Genomic DNA, 12,592 nt, shown 5'->3' with positions numbered 1-12,592 from the left:
CTCTACAGCTTACAATCGTTGAAGATTAAGCTGTTTCTGGCTAAGGTAATGACCAAAGCAACACCAAATCCCATCTTGTCAAACGTAGATATTATCAATGCAAGAGTACCCGGTTATCAAGATTTGCAGATGATTTGGGTCAATGAAAACGGCATCATTGAGCAAATTTTACCAATGGGTATAGTCTGCAAACGAGTTTCACCAGCAGATTTACAAATTTTAGATGTCGCCGGTGATTGGATTTCTCTAGGTGGGGTTGATTTGCAAATTAACGGGGGACTAGGTTTAGCATTCCCCGACTTGACGGTAAAAGATACCCCGATGTTAGATGAAATATCCCAATTTTTGTGGGAAGCAGGTGTAGATGGTTACTTACCCACCTTAGTGACAACCTCAGTAGAAAATATCCAGCGAGCGATCGCCGTCATCTCCAACTATACCCAAAACTCAGGCGCGAAAATTCTCGGAGTTCATCTCGAAGGCCCATTTTTAAACTACGGTAAACGTGGCGCACATCCAGCAGAATACCTACTACCTTTGACCATGAATGAAGTCAAGCGAGTTTTAGGTAATTACGCCTCAGTTGTCAAAATCATCACCTTAGCACCAGAATTAGATCCCACCGGTGAAATTATCGCTTATTTACGTTCCTTGGGCATCACCGTTAGTTTAGGCCATTCCCAAGCCACAGCCGAACAAGCACAACTCGCCTTTGACGCAGGTGCAACAATGGTCACTCATGCCTTCAACGCCATGCCACCATTACATCACCGTGAACCAGGATTATTAGGTGCAGCCATGAACCATCCCGACGTGATGTGTAGTTTTATCGCTGATGGCCAGCACGTTGTCCCCATCATGTTAGAAATACTCCTGCGTGCTAGTAAAGGCTTATTTCTTGTCAGCGATGCCCTTGCACCTTTAGGATTACCAGATGGCGTGTATCCTTGGGATAATCGGCACATTGAAATCATTAACGGTACAGCCAGATTATTTGATGGCACCTTATCAGGAACAACTTTACCCCTCTTAACAGGAGTACAAAACCTAGTGAAATGGGGAATTTGTGATATAGAAAAAGCCATTTTCCTGGCTACAGATGCACCCAGACAAGCAATAAATTTACCAAAACTTAGTCCCAATCAACCTGCCAGTTTATTACGTTGGCATTGGGATGAAAATACAAGAGAACTGTCTTGGAAACGGATCTAGCAGAAGACAGGAGGGGCGAACGGCTGTTCGCCCGTACAGGAGTCAAGAGAAAGAATTAGAAGCAGGACGGGCTTTTCAACCCAATTTTTCAATAAATCATGGGTTGCTTCTTAGTCACGGGATAAATTGTTTTGAAAATAGATAATGTTTGAGAATTTGCGCCAAAGCGATCGCACAACTTTTTGTTGTTGGATTGAGTGTAAAATAATAAAAGCCAAAAAAGCATAAGCCAACCAAAAATGTAGACTTCTGCCTATTTCCACCATTGCCGAATTTTGGGGAAACATATCAGGTAAAAGAATACCAAAAACTTTGACATTATTACTTTTAAAAGAATTAGAAAGTAAAAAACCCGTAACAGGAACAACCCACATAAAGATATATAAACTGGTATGTAGGGCGACAGTTTTTAACCATTCAGAAGTAAATTTAGGAAATCTTTTTGTATATTTGCGCCACCAAACCCTCAACAATACTAAAATTCGCCAAGTGAGAATGGCCATTGTTAAAGCACCTATTGATTTATGAAAATCATACAGGTGAGGACGAATAAAAACCTCCCTTGGCAACCTAGCCATAAATGTTCCAGTCACAAATAAAATTAAATAACCAATTGACATCCACCAATGGATAGACATTAGGTGTTTAAATGCGGAATTTTGTCTAGGTTTAGGGGGTGTATTGACTGAAAGCATATATGATGATTGGTTTTTATCTATGATTATGAAGAATTGTAAATTTAGTTTAGCGAAGATTTAAGTCATACGCTTATGTTTTTGGGTTAAGGTAGATTTAAGGAAGTGAATCATCACACCAAATAAGAATATAAAAAATGGTATACAGCTTTACATTCCCCCAAGAGATAATTGACAGCATTCAGGAAAGGATAAAAGTCCTGGAAAGATGCTTAAATGATGCTAACTTGCAAGATGAAACGATGGCTGAGATTTTAGAGTTAGCTAAGACTAGGCAAATATCTCTGAGTCAAGTTAGAGAGGAGAATGAAAAATTTAATGACATATTGAATAAGTTCACTAAACTAACTTCTGCATTAAATGAAAAAGTAACCAAGGGTGAATTATCTATTTTACTTTGTGTAAAATGTAATTTTGCACTAAAGGAAATTATAGATACATACTGGGATTTATTATTAACAAAAGACAAGATAGAAATTTTAATCCAACTAACTCAAAGCTTTGTAAAAATATTTAAGCACTTGAAAGTTCAGCCTGGATATGAATTTCAATCTGAGCAAGAAAATGAACTAAAAATTGTTTTAGAATCACTAAAACACTTAATTCAATCACTAATTAAAGCAAATTTGCGATTTAACGCATTATCGGAAGAAGAAATTAATACTTTTAACTTAGGAGATATCACACCCCAAGAATCAGAAGCTATGTTAATTTCTTTAGCATCTACTAAAAAATGGGATTATGTGTATAGAAAACTGGCATAATCCTAAATTTATTAATCAAGAGGATGTATTAAGTATACATAAAAAACAGATTAACCTTTATGGTGGGTTATATGGTATCCGCGATGAGGGTTTATTAGATTCTGCAATTTATCAACCTCAAGCAACGTTTGGGAGAGAACTATTACATCCCACAATTTATGAACAAGCAGCAGCATACTTATTTCACATTTGTAAAAATCATGCTTTTGTAGATGGTAATAAACGTACTGCTTTTGATGTGATGGTGACGTTTTTAAATATCAATGATTATGAACTGAATTTAACACCAGAGGAAGCATATCAGTTAACAATGCAGGTTGCTGATAATAAAGTGACTAAAGAAGAGTTAATTGAGATATTGAAAGATTGTGTGATTGAGCTTTTTTAAATAATGTTCTGCACTACAAAAAACTTACATCTTCATATAAATCATTCATAGTTCCCTGAAAATTAATACTTTGCAACTCAAAATATGATTCTTTATAAGATTGTAACACCCATAAACCTTGTTCATTACGACGGAAACAATCTACTTGAGGTTTTTTGACATCAATTAAAACATATTCTTGTAAAGTTTCGATATTTTGATAGTCTTTAAATTTATCACCCCGATCAAATGCTTCCGTAGAATCTGATAATATTTCAATAATTAAACATGGGAATTTTTTATAATTTAATAATCCTTTATCTCTTTCATCACAAGTAACAATCACGTCAGGATAGTAAAAACGATTGATAGATTCTATTTTCAGTTTCATCTGACTCATAAAAACCCGATATCCATGATTGCGAATGTGATGACGAATCATATAAATAAGGTTCTTCCGTACCTGTTATGCCAAATATGAGTTTATTTACCCCATAACCCATATAAATAAAGGGTTTCATTGTTTTTGATGCCAAATTTATGTCAAATTCACCGATGAATTAACGTAAAATCCTTATATGGTAAGGATTTTAGGGGTTGACAAAATAATTTAGCATAGTAAGTACCGAAGAGCCATAAATAATATTACCTGTTACAGTCACATGAGGATCGGAAGCATCAGCCATTGCGTAGATGTAACCGTTGATGTATTCATGTTTGACAGGGCTTTTTTCTTCTAGTGCTAAATATTGTTCAGGAGTGATGTAAACATCGTGATTTGCGATCATAAAACCTCCAATATCTTTGGTAAAGTCTAGAATAATTTACTTTAGAGGGGTAGTTATTTGATGATTTCCTCTAAAATTTCTACAGCCTTTTTGACATTCTTATAGTAGTTGGATATATTACTGTAACTCATAGGTGTACTTCTTCCATGAGCTATGCTGTGACGATTATTGATCACGGTATCTATAGCATTTTTTATTTCACCATCTATTTTGCTCTCAGATTCAATTTTGTTTCTAAATTCAGTTTCCCAATTTGTGCTAAATTTGCCTAATATTTCTATGATTCTATTTGTTTTACAGTTTGTTATATCTTGTATCTGTTTTCTAACCAAGTTTTGAATATTCGGAACTGCTTTACCTTCACAATATTTTTCTAATAAAACTCTCAAAGATTCCTCAATAAATCCTGATACCAAAACACATAGATATCTTGACCATTCACTTCGCATTTCTGATTCTTCAATAGGAATAGAAGAAACTTTTGTAAATAAATTATCTATCCTCTTACGATGAGCTAGTATTGATGGATTCATAAATGCGTATCTCTATAAAGCTTTTCCACATACTCCAACCTCATCATGATATTTTTTCTACTTGTGCTAGAGGGTTTAGCAAATGACCAAAAATATTTATCATTAATCAGTAAATCATAAAATCTTTTAAATTTTGAACATTCTAAATCTCTTTCTAGCTCTTTAGCAGTAATAAGCATAGTGCTATCAAAAAGGATTTGGAATTTTTTTTTCTGATAAAAAACTTTAGATCCTATACATTTCTTCAAAAAATTTATTGTTTTGAAAAATATATTGTTGATATCATTTGCAGAAATAATCTCTAAATCTTTATTTCTTAACATAAATTGATTAAGAAAATTGGTCATATTTCCTGCATAATTTTCCAAATCGAAATATAAAGCTAAAAACCTTAAAATATGCTCTTGTTCATTAGCTCTAATATCATTTTTATCATAAAGTTCTTTCCAGGTTTCATTATTTGATAAAGTTTGCAATAATTCACTGAAAGAACCGTGATAAATAGCATTACGAATTTCCTGCGGTTTTAAAGGATTTCCAGTAGTATTAAGTCGCTCAAATAGATAAAATATTCCCCGTGGATCATAATTTTCAGATATGATTATACAGTGGATTATTGCATTATGAAGTTCACGACGTTCGGATAAAGGTAATGTGGAATAAGTTAAACCTTCTAACTGTTGGACAACACCTTTAAGTTTAAATAATTTCCCATCTGGAAAAGATTCTTGAAAAAAATACTGCAAAGTTTTTAGCCGTTGCTGTCCATCTATAACTAGATATTTTCTGGAAAACTTATCTTTAGCGAGAAAGAGTGAAGGACTAGGAAGACCTAGTAACAAGGTTTCAATAAAGCGTGATGCTTCTTCTTCTTTCCAAACATATTGTCTCTGAAAACCTGGAATAATAAAATCTTCTTCTTCCATCCGTTTAACTAATGTATCAACAGGAAAGTCAGCACCATAATATTCTACTTCTAGTCTTGGACTTTCGTTTTCTTGTATTGCGTAGTTCATAGGTTATTTATACATTTAAGGTAAGTAAATTAGTCTAATGCTTACACATCTTTTTAGATCGTAGATTACCTACTAAATTATAAGTTGTTTTCATTCAAAAAACACTAAATATTACAGTTTATGAATGGTTGATTTTCAATTAGTCACTCCTTCTAATTGTTCATCACTCAACTCATATAATTGACGCAATTTTTCCAACCTATTACTATCAGCATTCCACAAACCGCGTCCCGATGCTTCCAACATTCTCCCCACGATATTTCTAAAAGCTTCAGGGTTAGCTTTGCGTAATTTTTCCGCCATTTCTGGATCTAAAGTGTATATATCTGCGGCTTGATCATAAACCCAATCATCTCGAAAATCAGCAGTTCCACCCCAACCTATTAACGCCGTCATACGTTGGGAAATTTCAAAAGCACCACCAGAACCTTGATTAGCCATTGCATTAGCCCATTTGGGGTTTAACAACTTAGTGCGGTATTCCATCCGCAATAAATCATCTAAATTTCTGGGGGTAGTATCCTTAGAAAAACTTTCCACAAAACTAGCTGTCACCTTTTTCCCGCTTTGCTGTTCTGCGGCTTTTTTCAAACCCCCGGTATTGGCATAATATTCCTGAATATCCGTTAAACCATATTCTACCGAATCTATTTCTTGAACAATGCGATCGCTTGTTTTTAACAAAGTCTGCAATACTTCCGGTCTAGCTTGTCCCTTATCCTGTCTTCCATAACTAAACACATTACGACTTTCCCAAGTCTTCCCTAACTCATCCCCAGAATCCCAGTTACCATCCACAACTCTATCATTCACCAAAGAACCAAAATCACCAGAAGGATTAGAAAACAATCTCGCTGAAGAATTTTCCACCCCTTGCGCTTTTAAAGCCAAAGCGTGTTTCCTAATAAAATTCAATTCCTCCGCTTCATCAGCATCAGCAGCACGTTGAAATAAATCATCCAATAACTCAATCACATTCACAAAACTATCACGAAAAATACCCGATAGATTTCCTAACACATCAATGCGCGGATGTCCCACTTTTTCCAAAGGTATTAAATCATATCTAACAATTCTACCAGTTCCCTCCTTCACAGGTTCAGCACCCACTAATTCTAAAAGAATACCAAGAGATTCACCCTTAGTTTTAATAGCATCCAAACCCCATAATAAAACCGCCACAGTTTCAGGATATTTCTTATGTTCCTCCAAATGCTGTTCAATAATTTTCTTAGCAACTTCCCTACCCCGTTCAAAAGCAGCAGGAGAAGGCATTCTATAGGGATCTAAAGCGTGAATATTCCTACCCGTAGGTAACACACCAGCACCATCCCGCAACAAATCACCACCAGGTGCAGGAGGAATAAATTCACCATTTAAACCCCGCAACAAATTCGTCAACTCATCAGTAGACTGATTTAATAATCTTGTAATTTCCTTTCTTTCTTCTTCCTCTCTTCCTTCGCGCTCTTCGCGTCTTTGCGGTTCATTCTCTTCTCCAAAAAAAGCATCCAAATAACCCGCTAACTCCTCCTGATTCGGTGCTTCACCCAAAGTATGTAACCCAGAAGAAAACAGACGATTTTCTAACACCTGCAAATACTCATACAACTTCACCAAATAATGATCAAAAGCATGACCACTAAACATTCTTACATTTTCCGGCGTAAAAGGAATCCCCAACCTTTTCGCATCATCAAAAGGACAATCAACATCCAAACCAGTATCAACAATCTTCTTACAAATCCCCTCCTTCAGCACATAATTTTTCTGAGGATCTTCCCGATATTCAGCAATCAAATCACGTAAATTCACCAACTCCTTATATAAACCAGCCCGACCATAGGGAGGGACATTGTGAGAAATCAACACCCCATAACCGCGACGTTTAGCTAACATTGATTCCGAAGGATTATTAGCAGCGTAGATATATAAATTCGGCAAATTTCCTAATAGAATATCCGACCAAGAATAACCAGTATTTCCTAAAGGAGAACCCGGCAACCATTCCACAGTTCCGTGCATTCCAAAATGAACTACAGCATCAGCTTGAAAATCATTTTGTAACCATTTATAAAAAGCTGCATATTGGGGATGGGGAGTTAAATCTCGCTCAAACATTAACCTCATGGGATCACCTTGAATACCCAAAGGTGGCTGGACACCAATCCAAATATTTCCTAACTGCACACCACCAATATTAAACTCATCACCATAAGTTTTAATGCCGCTACCTGTGAGATATTTCCATTGTTTTTCAATTCTGGATGTTTGCAGATATCCTAACCATTTTTCTAAAGTTCTAGCATTAACTGTAGAACCCCCCCTAACCCCCCCGTGAACGAGGGGGGATATGACTCCATCACCGCTTGTGGGAAGGGTGGGATTAAATTCATCTGCTTCTTTAACTTGACGGATTAAATCTTCCCCATCTTCAGGAATATCACCCACTGTATAACCCTGTTCTTTAAGTGCATGAAGTAATTTAATTAAACTACGAGGAACATTTAATAATGCAGCAGTTCCCACCGCACCATAACCGGGAGGAAAACCATATAAAATAATGGCGATTTTCCGATTTTCTGCTGGTGTTCTTCGCAGTTCTACCCAGTTTTTAACTCTATTAATTAAACGCTGAACTCTTTCAGGAACTAAATAAATATTTTCTCCAACTAAACCACCTAATGGAATAGTATCAATTGCTCCATCTAATTCGGGAAGTGCATATAAAACCACACTTTGTAAACCGCCAATTCCTTGACGAGTCCAGGAATAAATATCTTGAATTAATAGAGGTGCAGCAACAATATAAGGGATATTTTTAGCGGTGAGAATGCGTTTAGCAACTTCAATTTGTCTCCCTGCTTCCATTGAACCAGCAGGTCCGCCAACGAGGGGAAAACCAATGGTAGAAATGATGGCATCAACTTTAACAGCTTCGGCGGAAAGAGAAGGAGTTTCTATATTTCCTTGCTGTCTTTGTTGGCTTTCATATTCAGTTGTCATCCAGTCCCGTACAGCAACATGACCTTCAACACCGTTGATAAAAATTGGTAAAGGTATTAAACCTGCATCTTCAAATTTTCTAATTAGTTGGGGAATATAATTCTGTTTAGTAATAACGTGCTTACGATAAAGTAAAATACTAATAACTGGGGAATTTCCTCTTACCTGTTCCCTGTTCCCTGTTCCCTGTTCCCTTGTTATATACCATTGTAAATACTGTTTAGGAGAAGTGAAAAAACCTTGATAATCAGGATGTAATAATCCCATGTTTGGGGTTTCAATGGGTGCGGGAATATCACCAACTTTTAAATCTAAATATTTTTCTGCAAGTATCCAAAATAAAGCAGCTACGTTTTCTGTTCCTCCTGCATTCCAGTAACCGTAAATAATTAACCAGTTGCGTAAATCCTGAACTTTTTGTACTGGGACAAATTTTAATAACTTGGGTCCAATTTTTAAGAAACTTATATAACCAGCAAGTTTATCTTCTTCCTTACCATTGCTGAATTTGTCAAGGATGAATTTAACAGGTTTTGGCATTCCTTTAGGTTTATCACCGATGGAAAATGCTCCTATTTTCGTCAAACTCATTAATTCTAGTGCTGACTCAAAAATCAGCCGAATGGGTATATTAGCGATGTGTTCACGCAACCATAAAACCTGGTCATAATCAAAGATTAAGCTGCCAAAAAACACATCTGCACCTTGGAGTGTGGCTTGTACTTCGTCAGGGTTAGTGGTAATGTTGCGATCGCTAAACACCCGAATATCCAACTCTGGACAGCGAGAAATAGCTAAAAAAGCCGCTTTTCGGTACAAATCAGCATTAAACGATTCAAAACCAGCAATCAAGACAATTCGTTTCATGGACTTTTGCTACAAAATATTCCTTCACTCTGATCTTAAACATTGTTGCGGTTTCATGGGGGAATATCTACCTATTGCTGTAACCAAAAAAATCCGAAAAGCCAATTCCCATAAATTGCAAATCAGCACTAATATACAATAGGAAACATCACCAGATAGGCAAAATCGGCATTTTTTCACCATTTGGAAAGTAAGTTGAGGACACCACGATGAAATTTGGCATTGATATGGGTCATAATTGTCCCCCAGACACGGGAGCAAGTGGCATTAAAGTTGAAGATAAGTTAACTATGGAAGTAGGTACTAAAGTTATAGCTAAGTTAAAAAGTTTAGGCCATGAAGCAATATCCTGTACACCAACTAGCGCCAGTTCAGTCAGTCAATCACTCGGTAGACGTTGTGATATAGCTAATAGAAACAAAGTTGATATTTTTGTTTCTATTCATTTTAATGCCTTTAATGGTCAAGCTAATGGCACAGAAGTATTTGCCCAAAGCGATGCTGGTAGAAGAATTGCCCAACCTGTATTAAATGAAATTATTAAGTTAGGATTTTTTAATCGCGGTGTCAAGAATGGCTCTCACTTGTACGTGATTAGAAATACAAATATGCCCGGTATTCTCATAGAATGTTGCTTTATTGATTCCGCCAAAGATATGCAAATATATGATGGCGAAACAATGGCTACGGCAATAGTCACAGGGTTAACAGGTAAACCTGGATCTTCAACGGCTGTAAGCACTGCACCAAGTGTAGCAACAGATCCAGATACTTCTATTCTCAGACTGCAAAAAGCTTTAAATCAACTCAAAATAACAGATAGAAATGGTAAATCTTTAGCAGAAGATGGCTTCACAGGTCCTGCTACATCTTCTGCGATCGCAAATTTCCAGAAAATTGTAGGAATTATTTCTACAGGGATGATCAACGCTGGTACTTGGGATGCAATAAATCAGATATTAAGTAAACGAGTTATACAAGGAAATCAAACCAGTGGACCAATAATGAGATACTTGCAACATCGTGTCGGTACTGTTCCAGATGGTATCTATGGACGTAACACAGAAGCAGCAATTAAGAAATTTCAACAACAAAATGGTTTAACTGCTGATGGTATTGTTGGGCCTGCGACCTGGCAAAAATTAATAGGCTAAGAGAATGGGGAGTTGGGTGTGGGGGAGCAGGTGAGCAGGGGAGCAGAGGAGATGAGGGAAATATTTTCTTCCTATCCTGACTCCTAACTCCTGACTCCTGACTCCTGACTCCTGACTCCTGACTCCTGACTCCTGACTCCTGATTCCTGACTCCTGACTCCTGACTCCTGACTCCTGACTCCTGAACTCCTGATAGCGCAGCGTGGCGTTAGCCATACTCCTGAACTCCTGAACTCCTTTTTTCCCCACAGTGCATAAACCAAAAAAGGTCAACCTATAAGTCAGTGAAGGGAAAAAACCCCAAACAAAACTGACAATCTAGGAGTATGACCATGAAATTACGTCACTTCACCGGCTCTTTCTTAACAGCTACAGCCCTACTCACCACCACATTACCAGCTTTTGCAGGTCCATTTGAAATCAAACCTGCGGGTGTGTTCTCTCCAGCAGTGGTCAACCCTGGAAAAGTTATAGGAAATGGAACACCCAGCACATCTACTCCTAGCAACCCAGTTGGTAACAGTGAAATTCAAGGTTTAGGAGATCATCAATCTTGGGTTGATCCTAATACTCTTGCTAAAGACCCCCGCGCTTTATGTAGTGATGTTGGATTAGGTAACAATACTCGCAGCAGTTCCAGCAAAATTGCCTTAGCAACCTCTACCAGCACTCGTTCTAGTTCTTCCAGCAGCCATAATGATGGTGGTGGTGGTGGTGTGAGTTTCTTAGGTATTGGTGTTAGTGGTAGTGGATCTAGTCAAGGTAGTAAAAATCAAAGTCAATCTCGTGACGATCGCAACAACCGCACAGAAGACAATAGTAGCAGTTCTTCAACAGTAGCCCAAGGTAAAAATTGTGATGCTTTCGTTAATTCTGCTGCTGCTAGAGATATGAACTACCAAGATAATCTCACAAAACGTTATGAAATTAAAACTGGTCGTCGCGGACAACAAGTAAATCAACTACTAGAAGATAAATAAGGGAATTAATAATTATTAATTGGTGATGGGTGATTGGGAAAATTTCTCTTCCATCACCTTATTTAGTTTGAGGAAAAATAAACAATGAAAAACTCAACAAGAGGGATAATAATTTCCCTCAGTACCATCTTATGTCTATCCATGACATCTATTACAAACGCCCAAACACCACCTCGCTCAATTCGTGATTCGGAAATTCTCCCATATCTGCTAGATCATCCTCAAAATAATTCATCAGTGCGGGTGCGTTGTGTATCTCATCAAACACAGGAAACTAACAGAAAAAGACGCATTATTAGGGATAGTTTACTGCAAGACAATACCAACACTGTCACCATTGAAATTGAAGGGAATTGTCGCGGTGTTAGAATTATTTCCCCAGAAACACCAGAATTTTTTCATCCCTCTGATTTTAACGATCAATGGCTAATTCGTGAAGGTTCGGGTTGGAATTGGTTGTTAAATCGTTAAACTTTAGTTGATTTCTTCCAGTGCATAAACTCAAAACTTCAAACCTATTGATTCAGTGAAGGGTTCAAACCTCAAAAATCAACTTATATCACAGGAAAACGGTTATGAAAACACAAATGCTTCTGAGTCTAGTTTGTTCTGTATCTTTATTAGGTTCTCTCTCACTACCAGCTAAATCCCAAGAAGTTCCTACTCCACCCCCAGTAGTCAGTCAAGAAATTACTATTCCTCAAGATACAGCAATTATTGTCTCTTTTCCAGCACCTGTCACAGTAGATGTGGGACAAAAAAAAGATTATCCTCTCACCCTTCCTTTAGCTAGTGCAATTAAAGATGCTCAAGGTAATGTAATTGCCCCCGAAAATACACCTGTGACTATTATTTTAAAACCTGCTGAAGGTGGTGCTAAAATTGTGGCTCAGTCATTAGTTATTAATGGAAAAATTGTCACCATTAAAGCATCTAGTCAAATTATTCCTGGTACTACTATTACCCATAAACGAGCTAATGATAAAGCTGTGGAAAATGGTTCTATTTGGGGAAGAATTGGTGGTAGTACCTTGGGCTTTTTAAATCAAGGTGATCCTGATCAATTTGACAGAGGTGCAATGTTAGGAAGTGCGGTAGGATTGGTTTCTGGTTTACGTTCTGCTGAAAATACCCGTGTTGTGCAGATTCCTCAAAGCAGTGTTTATGTGTTATCTCTAGATGCTCCTATTAGCTTATCTTTGCGCTAATT

13 protein-coding genes are annotated in these 12,592 nt (G+C 37.1%); 7 read left to right on the top strand and 6 right to left on the bottom strand.

Annotated elements, in window-relative coordinates:
* The first annotated feature begins 48 nt into the window (after positions 1-48).
* The gene (gene nagA, locus ACLLO5_RS04110; protein ID WP_413174213.1) at positions 49-1,212 is read left to right on the top strand and encodes an N-acetylglucosamine-6-phosphate deacetylase; all 1,164 of its coding nucleotides are present in this window, start codon (positions 49-51) and stop codon (positions 1,210-1,212) included.
* Between the two features lie 110 nt (positions 1,213-1,322).
* Here the strand turns inward: nagA and ACLLO5_RS04105 are convergent, their stop codons facing one another.
* Positions 1,323-1,850: a cytochrome b gene (locus ACLLO5_RS04105; RefSeq protein ID WP_413174212.1), complete on the bottom strand. Its 528-nt coding sequence runs from the start codon at positions 1,848-1,850 to the stop codon at positions 1,323-1,325.
* 194 nt (positions 1,851-2,044) lie between these two features.
* Here ACLLO5_RS04105 and ACLLO5_RS04100 point away from each other — a divergent pair, with 194 nt between their 5' ends.
* The gene (locus tag ACLLO5_RS04100; RefSeq protein WP_413174211.1) at positions 2,045-2,671 is read left to right on the top strand and encodes a hypothetical protein; all 627 of its coding nucleotides are present in this window, start codon (positions 2,045-2,047) and stop codon (positions 2,669-2,671) included.
* A complete protein-coding gene (locus tag ACLLO5_RS04095) occupies positions 2,649-3,059 on the top strand; it encodes a type II toxin-antitoxin system death-on-curing family toxin (protein WP_413174210.1) in 411 nt (136 codons plus the stop codon). The genes ACLLO5_RS04100 and ACLLO5_RS04095 overlap by 23 nt, the downstream gene beginning before the upstream one ends.
* Positions 3,060-3,072: 13 nt before the next feature.
* Here the strand turns inward: ACLLO5_RS04095 and ACLLO5_RS04090 are convergent, their stop codons facing one another.
* The 5 genes from ACLLO5_RS04090 to bchH form a co-directional block, all read right to left on the bottom strand.
* Entirely contained in the window at positions 3,073-3,486 is a 414-nt protein-coding gene (locus ACLLO5_RS04090) for a Uma2 family endonuclease (RefSeq protein WP_413176009.1), read from the bottom strand.
* A 142-nt stretch (positions 3,487-3,628) separates the two neighbouring features.
* Positions 3,629-3,826: a hypothetical protein gene (locus ACLLO5_RS04085; protein ID WP_413174209.1), complete on the bottom strand. Its 198-nt coding sequence runs from the start codon at positions 3,824-3,826 to the stop codon at positions 3,629-3,631.
* Between the two features lie 53 nt (positions 3,827-3,879).
* Positions 3,880-4,359 (bottom strand): HEPN domain-containing protein, encoded by a 480-nt coding sequence (locus ACLLO5_RS04080; RefSeq protein ID WP_413174208.1) that lies wholly within the window; start codon positions 4,357-4,359, stop codon positions 3,880-3,882.
* Complete coding sequence (locus tag ACLLO5_RS04075; RefSeq protein ID WP_413174207.1) at positions 4,356-5,375, bottom strand: DUF262 domain-containing protein; 1,020 nt, start codon at positions 5,373-5,375, stop codon at positions 4,356-4,358. The genes ACLLO5_RS04080 and ACLLO5_RS04075 overlap by 4 nt, the downstream gene beginning before the upstream one ends.
* Positions 5,376-5,510: 135 nt before the next feature.
* Complete coding sequence (bchH, locus tag ACLLO5_RS04070) at positions 5,511-9,248, bottom strand: magnesium chelatase subunit H (RefSeq protein ID WP_413174206.1); 3,738 nt, start codon at positions 9,246-9,248, stop codon at positions 5,511-5,513.
* A 209-nt stretch (positions 9,249-9,457) separates the two neighbouring features.
* Between bchH and ACLLO5_RS04065 the strand changes: the two genes are divergently transcribed.
* From ACLLO5_RS04065 to ACLLO5_RS04050, 4 genes are all read left to right on the top strand, one after another.
* Complete coding sequence (locus ACLLO5_RS04065) at positions 9,458-10,402, top strand: N-acetylmuramoyl-L-alanine amidase (protein ID WP_413174205.1); 945 nt, start codon at positions 9,458-9,460, stop codon at positions 10,400-10,402.
* Positions 10,403-10,734: 332 nt separating this feature from the next.
* Positions 10,735-11,382, top strand: coding sequence for a hypothetical protein (locus ACLLO5_RS04060; protein ID WP_413174204.1), 648 nt, complete (start codon positions 10,735-10,737; stop codon positions 11,380-11,382).
* A 141-nt stretch (positions 11,383-11,523) separates the two neighbouring features.
* Complete coding sequence (locus ACLLO5_RS04055; RefSeq protein WP_413174203.1) at positions 11,524-11,853, top strand: hypothetical protein; 330 nt, start codon at positions 11,524-11,526, stop codon at positions 11,851-11,853.
* 104 nt (positions 11,854-11,957) lie between these two features.
* Positions 11,958-12,590, top strand: coding sequence for a hypothetical protein (locus ACLLO5_RS04050; RefSeq protein WP_413174202.1), 633 nt, complete (start codon positions 11,958-11,960; stop codon positions 12,588-12,590).
* Positions 12,591-12,592 lie beyond the last annotated feature (2 nt).

It is taken from the genome of Anabaena azotica SJ-1 (genome assembly GCF_047275885.1).
GTDB lineage: Bacteria > Cyanobacteriota > Cyanobacteriia > Cyanobacteriales > Nostocaceae > Trichormus_B > Trichormus_B azotica_A.
The sequence above is the reverse complement of the archived record's forward strand: the minus strand, read 5'-3'. Positions and strand labels throughout refer to the sequence as shown.

Coding starts and splice junctions, on each gene's coding strand:
- nagA (WP_413174213.1), top strand. CDS start 49: ATGACCAAAGCAACACCAAATCCCATCTTGTCAAACGTAGATATTATC.
- ACLLO5_RS04105 (WP_413174212.1), bottom strand. CDS start 1,850: ATGTCTATCCATTGGTGGATGTCAATTGGTTATTTAATTTTATTTGTG.
- ACLLO5_RS04100 (WP_413174211.1), top strand. CDS start 2,045: ATGGTATACAGCTTTACATTCCCCCAAGAGATAATTGACAGCATTCAG.
- ACLLO5_RS04095 (WP_413174210.1), top strand. CDS start 2,649: ATGTGTATAGAAAACTGGCATAATCCTAAATTTATTAATCAAGAGGAT.
- ACLLO5_RS04085 (WP_413174209.1), bottom strand. CDS start 3,826: ATGATCGCAAATCACGATGTTTACATCACTCCTGAACAATATTTAGCA.
- ACLLO5_RS04080 (WP_413174208.1), bottom strand. CDS start 4,359: ATGAATCCATCAATACTAGCTCATCGTAAGAGGATAGATAATTTATTT.
- ACLLO5_RS04075 (WP_413174207.1), bottom strand. CDS start 5,375: ATGAACTACGCAATACAAGAAAACGAAAGTCCAAGACTAGAAGTAGAA.
- bchH (WP_413174206.1), bottom strand. CDS start 9,248: ATGAAACGAATTGTCTTGATTGCTGGTTTTGAATCGTTTAATGCTGAT.
- ACLLO5_RS04065 (WP_413174205.1), top strand. CDS start 9,458: ATGAAATTTGGCATTGATATGGGTCATAATTGTCCCCCAGACACGGGA.
- ACLLO5_RS04060 (WP_413174204.1), top strand. CDS start 10,735: ATGAAATTACGTCACTTCACCGGCTCTTTCTTAACAGCTACAGCCCTA.
- ACLLO5_RS04055 (WP_413174203.1), top strand. CDS start 11,524: ATGACATCTATTACAAACGCCCAAACACCACCTCGCTCAATTCGTGAT.
- ACLLO5_RS04050 (WP_413174202.1), top strand. CDS start 11,958: ATGAAAACACAAATGCTTCTGAGTCTAGTTTGTTCTGTATCTTTATTA.